The organism is Sphaerisporangium sp. NPDC051017 (assembly GCF_040683095.1).
Lineage (GTDB): Bacteria > Actinomycetota > Actinomycetes > Streptosporangiales > Streptosporangiaceae > Sphaerisporangium.
Genome location: NZ_JBFBCI010000044.1, coordinates 48,726 through 68,538, shown reverse-complemented (window position 1 = coordinate 68,538; position 19,813 = coordinate 48,726). Strand labels below are relative to the sequence as shown.

15 protein-coding genes are annotated in these 19,813 nt (G+C 68.8%); 9 read left to right on the top strand and 6 right to left on the bottom strand.

Annotation, left to right across the window (positions count from 1 at the left end; all coding sequences use genetic code 11):
• Window positions 1-284: 284 nt before the first annotated feature.
• From pstC to AB0M95_RS28835, 6 genes are all read left to right on the top strand, one after another.
• Window positions 285-1,289 carry a phosphate ABC transporter permease subunit PstC gene (pstC, locus tag AB0M95_RS28860; protein ID WP_363771021.1) on the top strand — a complete coding sequence of 335 codons (1,005 nt, stop codon included), beginning with the start codon at window positions 285-287 and terminating at the stop codon, window positions 1,287-1,289.
• The gene (gene pstA / locus AB0M95_RS28855) at window positions 1,286-2,518 is read left to right on the top strand and encodes a phosphate ABC transporter permease PstA (RefSeq protein WP_363771018.1); all 1,233 of its coding nucleotides are present in this window, start codon (window positions 1,286-1,288) and stop codon (window positions 2,516-2,518) included. The genes pstC and pstA overlap by 4 nt, the downstream gene beginning before the upstream one ends.
• A gap of 93 nt (window positions 2,519-2,611) precedes the next feature.
• Window positions 2,612-3,382: a phosphate ABC transporter ATP-binding protein gene (locus AB0M95_RS28850; protein ID WP_358516556.1), complete on the top strand. Its 771-nt coding sequence runs from the start codon at window positions 2,612-2,614 to the stop codon at window positions 3,380-3,382.
• A gap of 26 nt (window positions 3,383-3,408) precedes the next feature.
• Window positions 3,409-5,397 (top strand): substrate-binding domain-containing protein, encoded by a 1,989-nt coding sequence (locus tag AB0M95_RS28845; RefSeq protein ID WP_363771015.1) that lies wholly within the window; start codon window positions 3,409-3,411, stop codon window positions 5,395-5,397.
• Window positions 5,398-5,413: 16 nt separating this feature from the next.
• Window positions 5,414-7,783 (top strand): hypothetical protein, encoded by a 2,370-nt coding sequence (locus AB0M95_RS28840; protein WP_363771013.1) that lies wholly within the window; start codon window positions 5,414-5,416, stop codon window positions 7,781-7,783.
• Between the two features lie 27 nt (window positions 7,784-7,810).
• Window positions 7,811-8,671: a methyltransferase domain-containing protein gene (locus tag AB0M95_RS28835; protein WP_363771010.1), complete on the top strand. Its 861-nt coding sequence runs from the start codon at window positions 7,811-7,813 to the stop codon at window positions 8,669-8,671.
• Here the strand turns inward: AB0M95_RS28835 and AB0M95_RS28830 are convergent.
• Window positions 8,649-9,746 (bottom strand): acyltransferase, encoded by a 1,098-nt coding sequence (locus tag AB0M95_RS28830; RefSeq protein ID WP_363771008.1) that lies wholly within the window; start codon window positions 9,744-9,746, stop codon window positions 8,649-8,651. The genes AB0M95_RS28835 and AB0M95_RS28830 overlap by 23 nt on opposite strands.
• Window positions 9,747-10,285: 539 nt before the next feature.
• Between AB0M95_RS28830 and AB0M95_RS28825 the strand changes: the two genes are divergently transcribed.
• The gene (locus AB0M95_RS28825) at window positions 10,286-12,109 is read left to right on the top strand and encodes a hypothetical protein (protein WP_363771005.1); all 1,824 of its coding nucleotides are present in this window, start codon (window positions 10,286-10,288) and stop codon (window positions 12,107-12,109) included.
• Between the two features lie 157 nt (window positions 12,110-12,266).
• Here the strand turns inward: AB0M95_RS28825 and AB0M95_RS28820 are convergent, their stop codons facing one another.
• From AB0M95_RS28820 to AB0M95_RS28805, 4 genes are all read right to left on the bottom strand, one after another.
• Window positions 12,267-13,883, bottom strand: a complete 1,617-nt coding sequence (locus tag AB0M95_RS28820; protein WP_363771002.1) for a DUF2079 domain-containing protein — start codon at window positions 13,881-13,883, stop codon at window positions 12,267-12,269.
• Window positions 13,876-14,760 (bottom strand): decaprenyl-phosphate phosphoribosyltransferase, encoded by an 885-nt coding sequence (locus AB0M95_RS28815; RefSeq protein ID WP_363771001.1) that lies wholly within the window; start codon window positions 14,758-14,760, stop codon window positions 13,876-13,878. The genes AB0M95_RS28820 and AB0M95_RS28815 overlap by 8 nt, the downstream gene beginning before the upstream one ends.
• A 152-nt stretch (window positions 14,761-14,912) precedes the next feature.
• Window positions 14,913-16,154 (bottom strand): glycosyltransferase family 87 protein, encoded by a 1,242-nt coding sequence (locus tag AB0M95_RS28810; protein WP_363770999.1) that lies wholly within the window; start codon window positions 16,152-16,154, stop codon window positions 14,913-14,915.
• 94 nt (window positions 16,155-16,248) lie between these two features.
• Window positions 16,249-16,413 carry a hypothetical protein gene (locus tag AB0M95_RS28805; protein ID WP_363770997.1) on the bottom strand — a complete coding sequence of 55 codons (165 nt, stop codon included), beginning with the start codon at window positions 16,411-16,413 and terminating at the stop codon, window positions 16,249-16,251.
• Window positions 16,414-16,583: 170 nt separating this feature from the next.
• On the opposite strand from AB0M95_RS28805, the gene AB0M95_RS28800 reads away from it, so the two are divergent.
• Window positions 16,584-17,753: a hypothetical protein gene (locus tag AB0M95_RS28800; RefSeq protein WP_363770995.1), complete on the top strand. Its 1,170-nt coding sequence runs from the start codon at window positions 16,584-16,586 to the stop codon at window positions 17,751-17,753.
• 193 nt (window positions 17,754-17,946) lie between these two features.
• Here the strand turns inward: AB0M95_RS28800 and AB0M95_RS28795 are convergent, their stop codons facing one another.
• Window positions 17,947-18,348 (bottom strand): RidA family protein, encoded by a 402-nt coding sequence (locus AB0M95_RS28795; RefSeq protein ID WP_363770992.1) that lies wholly within the window; start codon window positions 18,346-18,348, stop codon window positions 17,947-17,949.
• A 108-nt stretch (window positions 18,349-18,456) separates the two neighbouring features.
• On the opposite strand from AB0M95_RS28795, the gene AB0M95_RS28790 reads away from it, so the two are divergent.
• Complete coding sequence (locus tag AB0M95_RS28790; protein WP_363770989.1) at window positions 18,457-19,806, top strand: alanine racemase; 1,350 nt, start codon at window positions 18,457-18,459, stop codon at window positions 19,804-19,806.
• Window positions 19,807-19,813 lie beyond the last annotated feature (7 nt).

Genomic DNA, 19,813 nt, shown 5'->3' with positions numbered 1-19,813 from the left:
GCTGAGCCACCTCGGGACAACGAGCGCGGGCATTCGTCGCGGAGTCGTCAGAGCTCGTTCATCCTGGATTCGCACCCTGGATATGGGCCCATAGCGAGATGGAGTGGGGGAGGAAGGTCGCCGGGCACTCGCCCACGCTTGTTCACGTGCCATTCGCGCGTCGGTCATACGAGATGTCCGAAACTTGCCGCGGACCCCTAGCAACCTGCCAGGACCAAGCGACGGCCATGAGGATCCGTCGAAGAATCGCTGGCGAACCAGCGCCCGCTGACGAGGGGATCGACGTGCAGATAACTGACCCCGACGGGTCGGTCCCGAGTGAGGTGCCCGAAGGGCGGCCGCGTACGGAGGAGCCACGAAGGCTCGAGGCTCGGCTCACCGACGCCGACCGCCTCTATCGGGCCGTCGTGTCGTCAGGTGCGGCCGCGACGCTGCTGCTCATCACTCTCATTGGCATCTTTCTCCTGATCGGCGCGTTGCCGGCGCTGAAGGAGGCCGGGTTCTCGTTCCTGACCACGAAGGAATGGAACCCCGACGGTCAGTCGCCGAGTTTCGGTGTCGCGGCGATGATGTTCGGCACGCTGGTCAGCGCCGTGGTCGCGATGGGGATCACTGTGCCCGTCGCGGTGTGCACGGCGCTCTTCATCAACGAGTACGCGCCCCCGGCCGTTCGCAACGGCCTCACCTCGCTGGTCGATCTGATGGCGGCGATCCCGAGCATCATCTTCGCGATCTGGGGGTTGTTCTTCCTCGTGCCGACGCTCACGCCCATCGAAGACTGGGTGGTCGAGCAGATCGGAAGCTGGTTCCCGCTGGCAGCGGCGTCGGCCACGGGCTCGTCGTTGTTCAACGCGGGGTTGATCATCGCCTGCATGACCATCCCGATCACGACCTCGATCATCCGTGAGGTCCTCTCCCAGGCACCTCGGCACGAGTGCGAGGGCGCGCTGGCCCTTGGCGGGACGCGTTGGGGGATGATCACCTCGGTCATCCTCCCGTTCGGTAAGGGCGGCATCATCGGCGGCTCGATGCTCGGCCTCGGCCGCGCACTTGGGGAGACCCTCGCCGCGACGCTGATCCTTTCGATCGCTTTCGAGATCAAGCCCAGGATCCTCGAGAACGGCGGCATCACGGTGGCGAGCGGCATCGCCATTCAGTTCCGCGACGCCAGGGACATGGGCCTCAGCGCCCTCATGGCCGCCGGCCTCGCCCTTTTCCTGGTCACCTTCGTCATCAACTTCCTTGCGGCCATGGTGGTCAGCAGGTCGCGATCCGGAGCAAGCACGTGACGACACAGGAGACCAAGGCGCTTACGGCCGTTCCCGGAGCGAGCCCCCGTTCTCTGGCCGCCGGTTCCGATACCGCGCCCGGGACAGCGCCATCCACGGGGCCATCCACAGCACCGTCCACGGGGCCGGCCCGCAAGGTGCCGCCGCGTCGGAGGCCGCGAGCGTGGCGATGGAGCGACGTGGCGGAGTCCGCCGGCGCGCTCGCCGCCTCCTTCTTTCTGACGTGGCTGATCTTCAACAGGCTGCTGCCCTTCCGGATCATGCCGCTCGCCTTTTTCGTGATCTGGTTTGTTCTGTTCCTTCCGATCTACTGGTTCGTGATCAAGGACGGACAGGGCGCGACGGCGGCGAAAGACCGGCTCGCCACCGCGTTCGTCATCGCGGGAGCGATGTTCACCTTCGTGCCGATCGTGACCGTGGTCGCGTACGTTCTGTTTCGCGGTCTGAAGTCCCTGCGGCCGAATTTCTTCACCGAGACCATGCAGGTCGTCGGCCCGCTCGCGAAGGCGACCGAGGGCGGTGCCATCCACTCGATCATCGGCACGCTGGAGCAGCTCGCGCTCGCCACGATCATCGCGGTGCCGCTGGGCGTGCTGACCGCGGTCTACCTCAGCGAGATCAAGGGCCCGCTGGCACGTCCCGTCCGTCTGGTCGCCGACGCCATGACCGCTCTGCCGTCGATCGTGGCAGGCCTGTTCATCTTCTCGTTGTTCATCAAACCCCACATCTTCACCCAGTCCGGCCTCCTGGGCGCCTTCGCGCTGTCCATCCTGATGCTGCCGACGGTGACGATCACCGCCGAGCAGGTGCTGCGCGTGGTGCCGGGCAGTTTGCGCGAGGCCGCGCTGGCGCTGGGCGCACCGTACTGGCGCAGCGTCCTGATGGTGGTGCTCCCTACGGCCAGAGCCGGTCTGTCGACCGCAGTGATCCTCGGCATGGCGCGCGTGGTGGGTGAGACCGCTCCGGTGCTGATGACCACGGGCGGCACGACGGCCCTGAACACCAACCCGTTCTCCGGATTCCAGGACAACCTGCCGCTTTTCGTGTTCGCGCAGATCAGAAGCTCGCAGGACAGCCAGGTGGACCGTGGATGGACGGGCGCGTTGATCCTTTTGGTCGTCGTGCTGTTGCTGTTCATCCTGGCGCGGGTCATCGGCTCCGCCAAGCCCGGACAGCGCCGGTTCCGTATCCCCGTTCCCGGCCGAGGCAGGCGGCGCAGTGGCCGCTGACGCAGTACCCATCGTGGAAGGACAGAACCCATGACCGCGCCAGAGCTCGACCACACGCGCCCCATGCCCCAGCAGGAGGCGACGCCCGGCCCGATGGGCGGCGTGCTGGAGGGCGTCGACGTGAGCTGCTGGTTCGGTGCCCGCAAGGTGCTGGAAGGCGTCAACATCAAGATGGACGCGGGCGTCGTGACCGCGCTCATCGGTCCCTCCGGATGTGGCAAGTCGACCTTCCTGCGGACGCTGAACCGGATGCACGAGCTGGTGCCGATCGCCTCGCTCGCCGGTTCCGTCCTGCTCGACGGGCACGACATCTACGGCGTCGGCCTGCGGCTCACCGAGGTCCGCCGCCGCATCGGCATGGTCTTCCAGAAGCCGAATCCGTTCCCGGCGATGACCATCGCCGACAACGTGGCCGCCGGCCTGAAGCTGACGGGCAAGAAGGTCTCCGACCGCGACGGGCTCATCGAGACCAGCCTGCGCAGGGCGGGCCTGTGGAACGAGGTCCGCAACCGGCTGGACGCCCCGGCGGGCGGCCTGTCGGGTGGCCAGCAACAGCGGCTCTGCATTGCGAGGTCGCTGGCCGTGAGCCCGGACATCCTTCTCATGGACGAGCCGTGCTCGGCCCTCGACCCCACGTCGACCCGGCGCATCGAGGAGACCATCCACGAGCTGAAGGACCAGGTCACCATCATCATCGTCACCCACAACATGCAGCAGGCGCAGCGCGTGTCCCAACACTGCGCCTTCTTCCTGGCGGCCGAGAACGAACCCGGACGGGTGGTCGAACAGGGCCCCACAGAGCAGATCTTCTCGGACCCGCACGACCCGAGAACCGCCGATTACGTCAACGGCCGGTTCGGCTGAGTGCTTGCGATCGTAGGAGTAGAGGAATGACAATCCGGCGTCGAGCCGCCCGCCTGGCTCTGTTGCCGCTGGTGGCGTTACTGATACAGGTCATCACGGTTCCCGCGTGGGCCGCCTCACCCGTCAACGGGTCCGGCTCCAGCTTCGCGTTCGTCGCGATCCAGCAGTGGATGTCCGACGTGGCACGCTTGCAGGGCCTGAGCGTCAACTTCCAGTCCAAGGGCTCGACCCAGGGCCGGAGGGACTTCGCCGCTCGGCTGGTCGACTTCGCGTCCAGCGACGTGTCCTACCAGTTCCCCAACGGCTTGGGGCCCAACGACACGCCGCCGTCCTTCCCATTCACTTACATGCCGCTGGTCGCCGGTGGTACGGCGATCATGGTGAACATCAAGGACAACGCGGGCCGCCCGATCAAGAACCTCCAGCTCTCCGGCCCGCTGCTCGTCAAGCTGTTCACGCAGAACATGTTCAGCTGCGTCGACCCGGCCAACAATCCAGAGATGTACTGGGACGACCCGGCCGTCAAGGCGGACAATCCGACCATCGCCAACTCGCTCCCCCACATTCGGGTGCGACCCGTGGTGCGCGCCGGGGGTTCCGGGACGACCGCTGTCTTCACGGACTACCTGTACCAACTCGACCCGGCCCGCGTGGGTGCATACATGAAGGGGGACAATCGCAACTCCGCGTGCATTCAGAATCCCTCGTCCAAGTGTGTCGACAAGATCTGCGGCCCGACGGACGAGTGGCCGGACCGGGCGGACACCGATAAGGCGGACGGCTCCGACACCTTGGCCATCAAGATCCAGCAGGGCAGCGGAAACTGGGGCCTGATCGGCTACGCCGAATACGCTTACGCCCTGCAGCTCGACGTTCCGGTGGCGACGATCAAGAACGTAGCCGGCAACTACACGCTGCCCACGGCGTGCAACCAGGCGATCGCCCTCACGGGCGCCAGTCGCAACCCGGACGGCACGTACAACCTGGACAACGTGCACACCCATCCGTCCCCCAGCGCGTACCCGATCTCCAGCTACAACTACATCATCGTCCCGACGGAGGGCCTGGACCCCGGTAAGGGTGAGACGCTCGCCAAGTTCGTGCTGTACTCCATCACCGACGGCCAGAAGAACGTCGACCAGATCGGCTATTCACAACTCCCCGCGAACCTGATCAAGCAGGGTTTCGCGGTGTTGGGCCAGGTCCCTGGTCACCCCGCTATTCCGAGTGACAGCCTGGCCGATACCAAGTGGGGCGTGTACTACAAGAGCCTGAAGCTTCCGGACGGCACCTCTTGCGACCAGGAAGGCCAGGAGACCAAGAACGACCCCCCGCCGCAGCAGAACAACAACCAGAACAACAACAACAACCAGAACAACCAGAACAACAACAACCAGAACAACAATCAGAACAACAATCAGAACAAGAACGACAACAACAACCAGAACAAGAACGACAATAAGCAGAACAACGAGCAGAACAAGAATCAGAACAACCAGAACAAGGACCAGAAGAACAACAACGCCAATAAGCAGAACAACGAGCAGAATAAGAACCAGAACAACCAGAACGGCACCAAGTCGCCGAACGGCACCCCCACAGGAAACGGCACCGGCGGTAAGACGCCCACTCCCGGAGCGAGCACCGGCGCGCCGCAGCCCGGCCAGAACACGGCGGGCCCGACCGCGCCCGGCACGAACGGCCCGGCCGAGCCCGGTGCGAACGGCACCACCGCCACAGGCGACCCCAACGCCCCCGCGACCAATGGCCTCCCGCAGTCGACCGATCCCAACGCCCCGCAGGTTCCGGGCACACCAGGGGCCACGGGCAACGGGATGATCGATCCGGCGCTGGCCGCGAACGCCGCGCGCGAGGTCAACACGGTCGCGTCCTCGGCCGGCGCGCCATGGGGCCTGTTCGGGCTGGCGCTACTCCTGATCGCCATCGTGTTCGCGCCGGGGATCGTTGGCGGGGTCCGCCGTCTGGTCCGCCTGAGCCGTCCCGGTGGCGAGTGAGACAAGTACGAGCACGATGAAGTTGAGAAGACTCCTCACCGGCCTGGCCGCCCTGGCGGTGCTCGCCGCCGCGCTGGTTGCCGTGTCCGCCGGGCCCGCTTCCGCGGCCCCGTCCGGCGTGATCAGAGAGCCGTCAGCCGACGGCGTCCTCTACACCCGGGCGCCCATCACCTTCCGCGGCACCCTGAGCGGTGCCGTCAAGATGGTGGTCGCCATCTCCGACCGCGTCGGCAACGTCTGGTGGCACACGGACGGCACCTGGGGTGACTACCAAGGCCAGGAGGCGCCCCTCGACGGCGACTCCTGGAGCTTCATTTGGCAGAACCCCGAGCCCGGTGACTACCTGATCCAGGCCAAGGCGGTCGCGGCCGACGGCTCCGTCGACACCACGTATCCGTATCGACGGTTCACCGTCGTGGACCTTCCCGCGGCTGCGGCCGAGTCGGCCGGGCTCGTCGCGGAGCCCGCCGCCGGCACGATCGCGCGGGTGGGTACCAAGGTGACGATGCGCGGGGTGGGCCAGGCGTCCGGCGGGGTGATCTGGGCCGGCATGACGATCTTCGATGCGGCCAGCGGGAACTTCTGGCACGCGGATGGCACGTGGGGGGCGTTCGAGGCGCTTCCCGTGACGATCGACTCGCCGGGCGCCACCAGGGTGACCTGGTCCTATGATTGGACACCCCCGATCGAAGGGGACTTCTGGCTCGGCGTCAGGATCCGGAACGCTCAGGGCGTCACCACTCCCTCGTCGGGGGTGTTGCTGAAGACGGACGCGGCCCCTCCCGCCGTCACGGCCGCCGCAGGGCAGGCCACATACCCGGCCGGGCACCCGATCACCTGGACCGGCACGGCCAGTGACAACCGCGGCGTCGCCTCCGTCCGCATGGCGATCCTGGATAGGGGCAGCAAGCTGTGGTGGCACAATGACGGCACCTGGGGCGACTACCAGGACCGGACGGTCCCGCTCACCGGGCCGCCGAACAGCAAGCCTTGGCAGGCGTCGGCGTCAGGGCAGCTGTCGTTCACGGAGACCGGCTGGACCTTCACCTGGATGCCGCCCACCACGGGAGACTACGGCCTGGCGGTGATGTCACTCGACGTGACGGGTCTCGTCGACACCGCCCATCCCTGGGTACCCTTCTCCGTCGTCCCGCCCGGCCCCGACAACGCGCCGCCTGCGGGGACGGTGACCAGCCCGATCGGAGGCCAGGGCTATACCTCGGCCGACATTCAGATGCGCGGTACGGCGACAGACGATGTCGCGGTCGCCAAGGTCGTCATCGGCGTCCAGAACCTGGACACCGGCAAGTGGTCGCAGGCGAACGGGACCTGGGGCAACAGCGTGGTGTGGTTCCCCGCGACGCTGGTCGGCGAGGACTGGTCGTACACCTGGCACGCGCCCGCCGCCGGCCGATACGTCCTCGCCGCGAAGATCGTGGACACGGCGAACAAGGAGCTCACGCGCTGGCAGAGCTTCGACCACGACCCTGGTAAGAAGGACAGGTTCGTCACCCTGCTCATGTCACGGACTCAGCGGGTCGCGACGGACGGGGCCTGCCGTCCGCTGCGCGCGGCCGTGCCGCTGGAGGAGGCCGCCCGCCTGTTCAAGGACAGAGGATTCACGGCCACCGGGACGGTGGTGATCAACCGCGCGCTGGACCAGGGCCGGCAGTGTCTGGAGATGACCGACTACGCGAACTGGGCCGACATCGCCGCGCTGCGCGACCAGTACGGCTGGACCTTCATCAGCCACGGCGCCGCCTACCGCAACATGACGACCCTGACCCCGCAGGAGCAGCGCGACGAATCGTGCGGCTCCCTGACGGCGCTGGAGAACCACGGTCACAATCGGGCATGGGGGCTGTTCGTCTACCCCAACGACAAGCTGACCACGCAGATCCAGCAGGACGTCGTATCCACCTGTTTCGCCTTCGGCCGCAAGTACGGCACCGGTTCCAACAATCCTCCGGGCACCTCGGGCGGCGTGGCGACGCCGTGGTTCCAGAACACCTGGAGCATCCCGGGGGGCAGGTGCAACGACACCTCGAAGCTGTGCGCCAAGTGGGTGCCGAGCCCGACCGATGGCAACAACTACACCTACATCGCTCCGGATCGGCTGGGTGAGTTCCTCAAGGGCTACCCGAACACATGGCGGTCGCTGCAGGCGTACAGGTTCATGCGCGGCAAGCGAATCGTGAACCAGGGGCAGGGCGAGTCGTGGGACTGCACCGGCTCCGACTGGCGCACCCACTGGACCGGTTCCGCTGAGGCCTACTGCATCGACGACTTCATGGCCGCGCTGAACACGGCCCGCGGCCAGGCCACTGTCACCGATCCCGCGACCGTCGCGGAGGCGTGGGGCCGAAGCCGCCCCGTCGCCCCGTGACCTTCGGAAGGAATACGGGTAAACCTCATGACCACAGCCACTCCTGAAGGCGGGCCCGGCGCGGTCACCCGCGAAGCCACCGGCCAGTCCGGCATGGCATGGTGGACGGCCGGGCTCGCGATGGGCATGGCGAACGCGGTGCGGCACCGGCTGCGCGGGTACCGCACGCCACGCCCCTTCACGACGGACGAGGTCGGCCGCAGCGTCGACTACGTCCTCGGCGTGGTCGACCAATGGCTGAAAGACGGCGATCTGGACGTCGACGGCCGCAGGATCCTGGAGCTCGGGCCCGGCCCCGACCTCGGCACGGGCGCGGTGCTCCTCTCCAGGGGCGCCGCGTCCTATGCCGCGGCGGACCGGTTCCCGCTGGCGACCGGCACCAACCCGGCCTTCTACGAAGAGTTGGGCCGCCGTCTCGGCCATGAGGTGGAGAAAGACCGGATCGGCTACCACGTCACCAGCTTTCCCGCGATGCCCGACGTCTCCGGTCCCTTCGACCTGGTGGTGAGCAACGCGGCACTCGAACACTTCGACGACGTCACGGCGACGTTCGCGCGCCTGGCCGAGTTGGTCGTCCCGGGCGGTGTCATGTGCCACCACATCGACGGCATGGTGCACATGCGGGGCATCAGGCAGCGTGACCCGCTCAACATGCTGCGCTACCCGGGCTGGCTGTACCGGGTGATGAGCTTTCCCGGCATCCCCAACCGGCTGCGGGCGGGGGACTTCCTCGCCGCGGCGACCGCGACCGGGTGGAACGCCAGGCTCGTGCCCGTGCTGGTCGCCCGGCCGGACTACATCGAGTGGGTGCGCCCGGGGCTCAGCCGAGCATACCGCGACGCAGAGGACCTCGAGCTGCTCACCTTCACCCTGGTCGCGACCCGCTGACTGCTGGGGAGGTTCTTCTTGGCCTCCCCAGCCGTCGTTCCAAGGGGTGCTCGATGAGCCGGTAGAGCAGCCACGACAGCAGGACCGCCAGGGCGAGCATGCCCACGCCGGCGGCGAGCAGCGCGAGGGGCGATGGACGATCTCCCGTGAGCACGCGGGCGCCGAACCTGATCACCGGTTGGTGGACCAGGTAGAACGCGAACGAGATCTCCCCCAGCCAGATCATTACGGGGGACTGCAGCCAGGACCGCCGCCCCGCGAGGTCAGACGTGGCGACGGCGGCCACCAGGAGCGCCAGGGGCGCCGCCATCCAGGCGACCCGCTGCCATGCCTCCCAGACGAACGGCTGGGTCAGGTACGCGGCCAGCGTCAACGCCGCCGAGACCGCCAGGCCGGGGCCCCGCCACCGGCCATCCTTGATCATCAGCGCGATGGTCACGCCGAGCGCGAACTCCAGGACCCGGGTGATCGGGAAGACCCACACCCACCATTCGGCGAGCTCGGCCGACATCGGCAGTGAGAAGAACGGGACCACCCAGATTCCCGCCAGCAGTATCGCGGCGACCATCCACAGCCGCTGCCCCGGCACGCGCCGGAGCAGCGGCAGCAACACCGGGAACAGCGCGTAGAACGCCATCTCGCACGAGAGCGACCACGCGGGGACGTTGACCGCGTAGTAGTACGCCTCCACGGGAATCCAGGCTTGGAGCAGGACCAGCCCGGTCAGCGTGGGGCCCGGTGCGGGGACACGCCCGGCGGCGGCGAGTACGGCGAGCACGGCGAGCCACGTGACGACGTGGTTGGGCACCACGCGGGCCGCCCGCCGCCGCCAGAACGCCACCACCCTGTCACCGGGACGCGCGGACCAGGTGAGGACGAATCCCGAGAGGATGAAGAAGAACGGCACACCCACCGATCCCGGCCCGAACAGAACCCGGAGCACGGTTTCGACGCTCGGGTCGATCATTCGCACAGGGGAGTGGTAGAGGTGGAAGCCGAACACCGCGAATGCCGCAAACCACCGCAAGCCAGTTAGGGAGGGGAGGCGCTGCGCCTGGCGCGTCGGCCCGCCCACGGCGGGGGCCGATTCATGCGTCCCTGTAACCCGGTCCACCAATACCGCCCGCCCTGAGAGTTGGCTGATCTTAGCTGCGGTGGGCAACCGTATCGACGCGGGATGAGCATTCGACAAGCGCGCACGGAACGTTCGCGGAACTCCCCGATGATGACTCCCGCTGTCGAATATGCAGTCGCCGTCACTTTCGTTTCGCCGGCCTTACGTGTGGCTGATCTTGCCGGGGTACAGCAATCCCCTGGTCGGGGAGGCGGCGGGCGAGCCGGTCTGGAGGCCGGGTTCGAATTCCGCACGATCGAGCACCGGCAAGGTCCATGACCACATGGCGCGAACATGTTCGCCACACAGGATTACGCGTCCTGGTAGACCTGATTCATTGATCGTTCTCCCTGGTGGCCAAGGCTGCGCAGCAAGGCGAGCGGCAACCCCGTCTCGCTCCCCGTGAAGGTCCTGGATGACGCCCAAGGCGCCAGTGGTCAACCGCCTGCCCGGCTGCGCACATCGGCAACAAGCCCGCACGCACCCCCGACGAGGACGACATGGAACTCGAGCGTCGCAATGCGATGCAACTTTTCGCAGGGCTCGGCACCGGGGCGTTCATCCCCGCCGCAGCAATAGCGGAAAAGCCGCTTACATCCCTACAAGCTCCGACACAGACCTCTCAGACGACGGGCATGTGGACGGTCTTTTCACACTCCTATTGCTCGCGTGCCGGGGGTTCGGCGAATCAAACGGGCCGCATTGACTCTCTGGTCCGTTTGGCCCTGGGGATCGACCACACGGGGTGGCGCGGCCGGGGCGTATGGGGTGCTCAGTTGGTGCTCCAGGGCCGCCGCCAGGGTGGCTTCGCGAGGATCTTCCAGGAGGCGGGCAAACGCACTTTTGGGGGCGCGCCGTACGTCGGTGATGGTGGTGGCCTGCTCATGTGCTACGGGATCAACGATCTCGGCACGACCGGGCCACTCGGCATGACGCAGACGCGGGGAGCGTTCATCCACGCCATGCGGGCGGCCATCTCGCTGTGGCGGGCCGCGAGAGTTTTCGACAACACCGATACCTCGATCGTCTACGGCGCCGGATTCGCCCTTGTCGGCAATACCGCGGAATGGTCGTTCGGCTCCTCGACGCGTAACGCCACGTCGACCGGCAACGCGACGTTCACGATCACATTGCCCGCCGACTACGACGGCAGCCCGGTGGCGATCTGTCTTGACGGCCAGAACGGCGCCGGGGGAACTGTCACACTGACCGGCTCGGCCGGGGTGACGGGTACCGTGAGCACCTCGAATATCATGCCGACGGGCTTGCTTTCGCGGACCAAGGTGGTCCACCGGATCACGAATCTGACGTCGGCGAATGCGGGGCAGACGATCACCGGCACCGTAACGAGCCTCGGCGCCGGCGGAACCGTCGCCTTTGACGCGTGGTGGATCGAAGCCAAGGCCGCGCCCCCAGTGATCGTTTGCGACATTCCGCGGCTCGCCACCGCCGGGTACGGCTTCTACGGCGGCTGGTCGGGGAGCGAGGCCGCCAAAGACGCCGACGTCGTCGCGACGAATGACGCGATCAAGGCGTTGGCCGCCGAATTCGACGGGATGGTGCAGGTCGCCGACCTCGATGCCGCGCTGAACAAAGATCCGACGCTCTTTGTCGACGGCCTGCACCCGAACGAACGGGGTGCCGCGAAATGCGCCGACGCGGTCCTGGCGGCGATCAGCCGGCTCCAGTCGACGTCGGGTCTCGGCGCGACGGCGAGCTTCAACGTTCCATCGCCGCGGATCGGCGGGCTGGCGCGGCCAAGGATCCAGGGTGGCTGGTACACCGCTGAGGCCCGCGCTGAGGGTCCGGCTTATACGCCGACGATCGGGGACCTGTGGTTCATGCCGCTCATGATCACCGGCGCTCGCGATGTGATCGTCCGCCTCGCGATCAGTGTGTCGGCGGCCGGCTCGGTGTCGCCCACGCTCCGATGGGGCCTCTATGACGACGTCGGGTGGACCGGGCAGCCGCAGACCTTGATCCAGGAGGCCACCTCTGGTGGCGTGTTCACCGTCCCCTTGGCGACCGGGCTGCAGCAAAGTCCCGCATCCGGCGCCGGGGCGATCTATCTGCCACTCGATCCCGGGCTCTACTGGCTGGCCATCAAGACCATCACCGCGGGCACGGGTCAGACGTGGCGAAGCCTGTCCGGGCCCGTCCCATGCCTGCCAAATGTGCGTTTGAGTGATGCAAGCCTGTTGGTAGGGGCAGGGTTCCGGTTCAATCAGGGCACCGGGGCACTCCCGGGCACAGCCCCGACGGTATCCGATTATCAGGTCGCCGACGAGGCGCCGATGATGTGCGCCCAGGTATTCGTGACGTGATCTGCGTCGCTCCACACCATGGCCGGTCATTACGCCGGCCGGGTGACCAGCGCCGCCCCTGAGCGTCGGCAGCCGTCAGCCGATTGGACAGGCGTCGTCGAAACTCGCACTGCTCACCTTCACTCTGGTCGCCACCCGGAAGGCGTGACGCCGCGCCTCAGGAGGGAGGCGCGGCCCCCGGGCGGTGCAGCACCACGTAACCCTCGCGATCGAAGACGACCTGGTAGCCGAGCAGCTTCAGCTCGTTCACCCGGTCCCGCTGCCGGTCGGCCGACCCGAACGGGAACGAGGGCCGCGCGGTGTCCGCGACGATCCAGGGCGCCAAAGGCGGCCTGTCCTCCCAGAGCAGCGTGGTCGTACGGGCGGACAGATGGGGCCCGACGTGATTCACGGCTTCCACCACGGCCCCTGACGGCACGACCTCGACCGCCTCGTCGGCCGCCACCACGTCCGGGTGCCTCTCGTAGAACTCCGGCCGGATGAGCTGGTCGAACGGGAAGCGAGGTATCAACGTGATCGCGACCACGAAGACGCCCACGGACCACATCAGCGCGCCGTGGCGCTCGGGGAAGGTGGGATGTCGCCGGTGCAGCCACCAGGCGATCCGTGCCGCTCCCTCGACACCGGCGCACATCAGCACGATCACGGTGAACGTGTTGTAGTGGAAGTTAGTCCACCACCACATTGGGTGGTCCGACAGCATGCGTTCCAGGATGTGCGGCAGTGCCATCAGCGTCAGCGGCGAGAACAGGCAGGCCAGCAGGCAGGGCCACAGCAGGAACATCAGCGTGTCCAGCTTGACCTGCGGGCTGACGAGGGCGCCGAGGACGGTGAGAGGGTCGGTGACCATCTTGGCCGCCACATGCGGTAGATCCGGCCCGAGCCAGCCGTAGGCCCAGAAGCTCCCCGAGTCGCCGCCCATGGCCGGGATCATCACGTTGCGGGCGTACTCGGTGTACCCCAGGCCGCAGACGATGTAGGCGATCCCGTCGAACCGCCGGCCCCGCAGCAGGGCGTAGCCGCCGAAACCGGCGACCATGAGCCCCATGTCCTCCTTGACCAGCAGTAACGCCGCGACGGCGGTCACGACGTGGCCGTGCTTGCCCGCGCTGAACCGTTCGATCATGACGGCGGTGATGAGGGGGACGAAGGCCACCTCATGGAAGTCGAAGTCCACGGTGCGGGACACAGGCCAGGAGACGGCGTAGGCGATGACCACCAGGTACGCGGAGTGGGTGCCGAGTGTGCGCCGGGTGAACAGCCACAGCGGCGGTATCGCCAGCGCGAGCAGGGCCGCCTGCGCCACGATCAGCGTTTCGGGTCCGTCGTGGATCCAGTACAGCGGGGCCAGCAGCGCGAGGATCGGGGAGAAGTGCTCACCGAGCTGGTTGAAGTCCATGCCCTTGTCGATCATGACGCCGCGCAAAGGGCTCATGGGGGTGCTGAACGACGCGAATCCGCGCACGACCTGGTCGAAGAGCGTCAAGTCCATGCTCGTCGCCCGGTACAGGTCGTACCTGACCAGGCCGAGCAGCGCGTACGCCCACGCCGCGGCCAGGACGAGCGCCGCCAGCGCGGTCACGTGCCGGGCACGCGCTGAGGGGCGCCGGCCAGCGCCGGCCAGCGCGCGGCCCCGGAGCAGCAGGTGCCCGGCGGCGGCCCGCCCCGCCATGAGGTACGGCGTGCGCGGCGCGGCCGTCGGCGGCTCCGGCGTCGTCCGACCGGCCGAGGACGGTCCCGGCGTGGCCCGGTCGGGCGTGGTCGGCTCAGCCACGGGCGGTCCCGGCCACGAACAGGACGATCCACACGGCGGCGAGCCCCAGCAGCCACGGGTCGCGGAGCACGACGGACTCCGGCTCGCCCGCCTCACCCCGGTCCACGTGCCAGCCGTACCGCAGGAAGGCCAGGCCGAGGGGGACGACGGTGAGCTGGCGGCCGGGTAACTCGAACGCCCACAGGCAGTAGGTCGTCATGGCGACCGTCCCGGACGCCTGCCAGACGAACCGCAGATAGTCGGCCGAGTAGTGTTCGAGCCCGGGCCGGGTGGCGGTGGCCTTCGGGCCGAGCAGCACCAGCTCAGAGAACCGCTTGCCCGCCACCATGAACAGCGCGGCCGCTCCCACCACGATCAGGAACCACTGCGACAGCGGCAGGCCGGCCATCACCCCGCCGAACACCGCCCGCAGCAGGAACCCGCTCGCGACGGTGGCCAGCTCGACGATCACGACGTGCTTGAGCTTCAGGCAGTACAGGGTGTTGACCAGCAGATATATGCCGACCACCCCGGCCGCCTCCGGGCGCCAGGCGGCGGCGAGGCCGAGGGCGGCGAGCGCCAGGAGCGCGGCGCAGACGAGTGCGAGCCGTTCGGGAACGGTTCCCGCGGCGATCGGCCGCAGCCTCCTGACCGGATGCAGGCGGTCCTTGCGCACGTCGACGACATCGTTGAGGAAGTACACCGCCGACGCCGCCACACAGAAGATCAGGAAGGCGGCGCCGGTGCCGCGCAGCGTCCCGGCGTCGTAGGTTCCCGCGGCGACGGGGGCCGCCGCGACCAGCAGGTTCTTGGACCACTGCCTTGGACGGGCCGTGCGGAGCAGACCGGCCGCGAGGGAGGTTCCCGCGGCGTTCGGTCCGATCTGGGTCACGCCCACGGATGTCGCTCTCCCTGAGGTCGTCGGCTCCCACGTGGGCCGTCCAGCGACGCTATTCAGTCCCCGCGACCAGGGAGGAACGTCAAGATTAACATTGCATTGAGGTGTTATTTCGACCGGTCCACCGGCGTTCCAGGGCAGAGCCCTCCTGGTCAGGCGGGTGAGAGGCCGGGGTCCAGCGGACGCGCCGCCACCGGCCGGGGGACGGTCGCCCGCCACAGCCGGACGCAGGACAGGACGGCCGCCGCCACCAGCAGGCCGTTGCGCACGAGCAGCACCGTCACCCCGAGCGCAGTGCTCTGCTGCACGTCCTCGAACAACTCGGGGAACTCCACCATTGTGACGGCCGTCGCCGCGAGCACGAGCACCGCCACCGGACGCTGCGTGGACGCGCGCACGGTCAGGCAGGCGGCGGCCAGGCCCACCAGCCACACCAGGTACTGCGGGCTGATCACCCGGCTGGTGGCCACGAAGACGAGCACGGCGGCGCACGCGGCGTCGTACGGCGTGGCGTCGCTCCACGTCCGGGCACGGTAGCGCCAGTAGAGGAGCCAGCACAGACCCAGCAGCGTGGCCCCGAGCGAGACCCGGCTCACCATGTCGACGTACGGGCCGAGCAGCTCCATCGAGCCGTAGTTGTAGCTCACCATGCCCGGCCAGCCGAACCAGCGGGCCACATGGAAACCGAGCGCCCACACCGACTCGACCTCCACGCCGCGGTCCTGCTGCGCGGTGACGAAGTCCATGCCGCCGTCGAGCGCCAGCAGAGTCAGCAGCGTCGAGACCGCCGCGCCCGCGACCGTCCCGGCGAGCGCCATGCGCGTGGCGGCGCCGCGCGGGACACCGATCAACGCCAGCGCGGGCCACAGCTTCAAACCGGCCGCGACGCCGAGCGACAGCCCCCCGCGCCAGGAGGACGCGTTCAGCTGCAACAGGCCGGACACCGCCAGCGCCGCCACCAGCAGGTCGAACCGCGCGTAGACGACCGGCCCGAGCAGCGGCACGCCGAGCAGCCACACCCACGCCCCCGCCCGGCTGCGCCCCTCGCCCCCGGCGGGCGCGCGCACCAGCGACGCCATCGTCAGCGCGTCGAACGCCACCGTGATCACCAGGAAACCGCCGAGATAGCTGAACGGCAGCATCGACGGGGCGAGGATGATCAGCGCGGCGGCCGGAGGGTACTGCCAGGTGACGTCCTTGATCGGGAAGCTGCCCGTCAGCATGGTCTCGTGCCAGCCGTGGTACACGCCGACGACGTCCCAGCTCACGCTGCGGAACAGGGGCACGACGTCGAGAACCATGAGCAGGAGCAACACTCTGGTGGCCAGCCAGATGTACGTCATGGCCAGTGCCGCGCCTGTCGTCGTCCGCCGCAGCGGGGCCTCGTCTCGCACGCGCCGGAACCTACTCACCTCGGATGAACATCACGTGCCTGGACGGCGAATCGCGCGCGCCGGGAGGTCCGAAAGCGGCCGCGCGGTCGCGATGCTACCCCTCCGACCAGGCCAGGATGGCGAATGACCGTGACATCGACGCCGGTGGCGTCCCCGGCCTATTCTGCCGGTCGCAGCCGAGGTGGCCGGTGACCCGCGCGACGAGCTCGGGCGTCTCGCGGGCCCCGTCGAGCATCTGGTGAGCATCCTTCAGCCTCATCTAGGGCACCCGCTCGGCCTGGAGTTGCGCCACGGAGAGCAGCAACTGCGCCTTGCCGTCGGGGAAGTAGGAGTCCAATCCTGCTCGTCCGTCCAGGTCGGGGGAGGGCCGCGCGACGAGTCCGGCGATTCCGGAAATCCGGCTACATGTGCCGCAGTAGCATCGGCCGTGTGCGAGTCAGGTGGGCAGTCGTCCTTGTCGCTTCCGTCACCGCGGTCACCGCGCCCATGACAGGCCTGCCCGGCCTGCCGGACGCCGCCGCCTCCGCGTCGTCCGTCCCCACGTCGGCATCCGCGTCCGTCCCGACGTCCGTCCTGGGGGCAACCGTCCCCGCGTCGGGGTCCCTGGCGGGTCCCGTCCCGGGGAACCCGAACGGTCGCGCCGTCGTGCCGCTGGAGGCGCGGGCCGTCGACACCTCACGCCCGAACCGGGTCGTCGGCAACGGCACACCCGCGAGCTGTACGTCACAGGCCGTGGTGAACGCCGTGGCGGCGGGCGGGATCATCACCTTCTCCTGCGGTCCCCGCCCGGTGACGATCACGATGACGGCCACCGCCAAGGTCCGCAACGCCCGGCCCAGGATCGTCCTGGACGGCGGCGGCAAGGTGACGCTCAGCGGCGCCGGCAAGCGCCGCATCCTCTACATGAACACCTGCGACCAAGCGCAGGGATGGACCACCTCGCACTGCGACGACCAGGAGACGCCCCAGCTCACCGTCCAGAACCTGACCTTCGCCGACGGCAACGCGACGGGGCAACGGGCCGACGGCGGAGGCGGCGGCGCGATCTTCGTCCGGGGCGGGCGCGTCAAGGTCGTCAACACGCGGTTCGTTCGCAACCGCTGCGACCCCACCGGCCCGGACGTCGGCGGCGCGGCCATCCGCGTGCTCGACCAGTCCCGCGACCGGCCCGTCTACGTCGTGAACAGCACATTCGGCGGGGCCGCGGGCCAGGGCGGCGCGTGTGCGAACGGCGGCGCGGTGAGCGGCATCGGCGTGTCCTGGGAGATCCTCAACAGCGTCATGACGTACAACACGGCGACCGGACGCGGGGCCAACCCGGCGCGTGGCGGCACCCCGGGCGGCGGCAGCGGCGGCGCGATCTACACCGACGGCAACCGCTTCAGCGTGCGCGTCGCCGGATCGGTCATCCAGAACAATTCCGCCAAGGAGGGCGGCGGGGCGGTCTTCTTCGTCAGCAACGACCGCACCGGCACCCTCCTCATCGAGGACTCGGCGCTGCGCCGCAACCGCAGCGCCGGATTCGAGACCAAGGGCTACCCGGGCATCTTCTTCCTCGGCGCGGGCAGACCGAAGATCGTCCGATCCACACTGAGGTAGACGCGCCGGGACGTGCACGCGACGCGGTCATTTCGGGGTCGTCCCGGGGACCGAAGATCACGCGCACCTCGGACTCGCCCTACCACGCGGCCGCAGGTAACGAGCCGGGTGGATGCTCGACCTTCGCCTCAAGGGCCTCCGCCTGTTCGGCAAGCGGGGTCGTGAGCGGTTGTCGTTTCGGCGAGGGCTCTGACTACACCGAGGCCAGGGCGTCGATCTCCACCAGCATCGACTCGTGGGGCAGCCCGACGAACACCGTCGTGCGGCACGGCAGGACGCCGCTCGGGCAGTTCTCCTCGACGAACGCGCCGTACACCTCGTTCATCAGCGGGAAGTCCTCACGCTTGGTGAGGTACACCCGGAACATCAGTACGTCCTCGACGCTCGCGCCGCCCGCCTCCAGGATGGCCTTGACGTTCTCCAGCGTCCTGCGCGTCTGCGCCTTCACGTCGCCGGGGTGCACCCACTCGCCGGTCGCCGGGTCCTGCGGGCCCTGGCCGGAGACCTGCAGCAACGGGCCCTTGCGGACGCCCTGGGAGAACACCCACGCGGGCGCCGGCGCGCCGTCGGTGCGGATCACGGTCTTGTCACTCATGACAGTCTCCCCAAGATCGGCTTTTCACGCGTCGTGCATGCCGGGTAGAAAATATCGCAGATCACCGAGCGGGCCACGAACCCCGCCCGTCCCCCGAGGGAGGCCGCAGTGCTCATCGACGACGCCGCCGTCGCCACGCTGCGGGACGAGCCGTTCGACTGGCACTTCAAGGCCCTGCCGCCGGGGTTCTCCGGCGCGCCGGTCACCGTGGGCGAGTACCTCGCCGGGAGTCCCCGGCTCACCGGCTTCGGCACGCCGCTGCTCACCCTCGAACGCCGGGCCATCGAGCACAACCTCGCCACGATGGCGTCCTGGACGGCCGCGGCCGGCGTGTCGCTCGCCCCGCACGGCAAGAGCACGATGGCCCCCGCGTTGTGGAAACGCCAGCTCGACGCGGGGGCGTGGGGGCTCACGCTCGCCAACCTGCCGCAGCTCCGCGTCGCCCGCGCCTTCGGCGTGAGCCGCCTCATGCTCGCGGGCGCGCTCACCGACCCCGCCGGGCTCGCCTGGATCGGCGCCCAGCTCGACGCCGACCCCGGGTTCTCGTTCGTGTGCTGGGCCGACTCGCCGCGCACGGTCGAGATCATGGACGCCGCCCTGCGCGGCGCCGCGCGGCCCGTGGACGTCTGCGTCGAGCTCGGCGCGCCCGGCGGCCGTACCGGTGCCAGGGACGAGGCCGAGGCGCGGGCCGTCGCCGAGGCGATCCGCGCCTCCGACCGGCTGCGGCTGGCCGGGATCGCCGGGTACGAGGGCGCGCTCGGCCACGACGCGTCCCCGTCCAGCCTCGGCGCGGTGGACGCCTTCCTCAAGCGCATGGCGTCTCTGCACGCGGACCTGCCGTACGAGGTGGACGAACCGGTCGTCACCGCGGGCGGCAGCGCGTACTTCGACCAAGTCGTGGACGTCCTCGGCGGGCTGGACGGGCGGCTGGTGCTGCGCTCGGGGGCCTACATCGTCCACGACGACGGCTTCTACCGCGCCATCTCCCCGTTCTCGCGCGGCGCCGGTTTGCCGGGCGGTGCCGGGCCGTCGAACGGGGCCGGGTCCTTGGGCGGTGGCGGTTTGTCGAGCGGTGCCGGGTCCTCGCGCGGCGCCGGGCCGGGTCCGCTGCGGCCCGCGATGCACGGCTGGGCCCGCGTGGTCTCGCGTCCCGAACCCGGGCTGGCCCTGCTGGACGCGGGCAAGCGTGACCTGCCGTTCGACGAGGGCCTCCCCGAGCCGCAGACCGTACGCGGCCGGCCCGCCGAGGCGCTGCGCGGGGCGCGGGTCACGGCGCTCAACGACCAGCTCACCTTCCTGTCGGTGGAGGCCGGGTCCGCGCTGGACTGCGGCGACGTCGTCCGCCTCGGGCTCTCCCACCCGTGCACGGCCTTCGACAAGTGGACGCTGATCCCGGTGGTCGACGACGTCGAGGCCGATGATCCGGAGGTCGTGGACCTCGTGAGAACCTTCTTCTAGACCTATG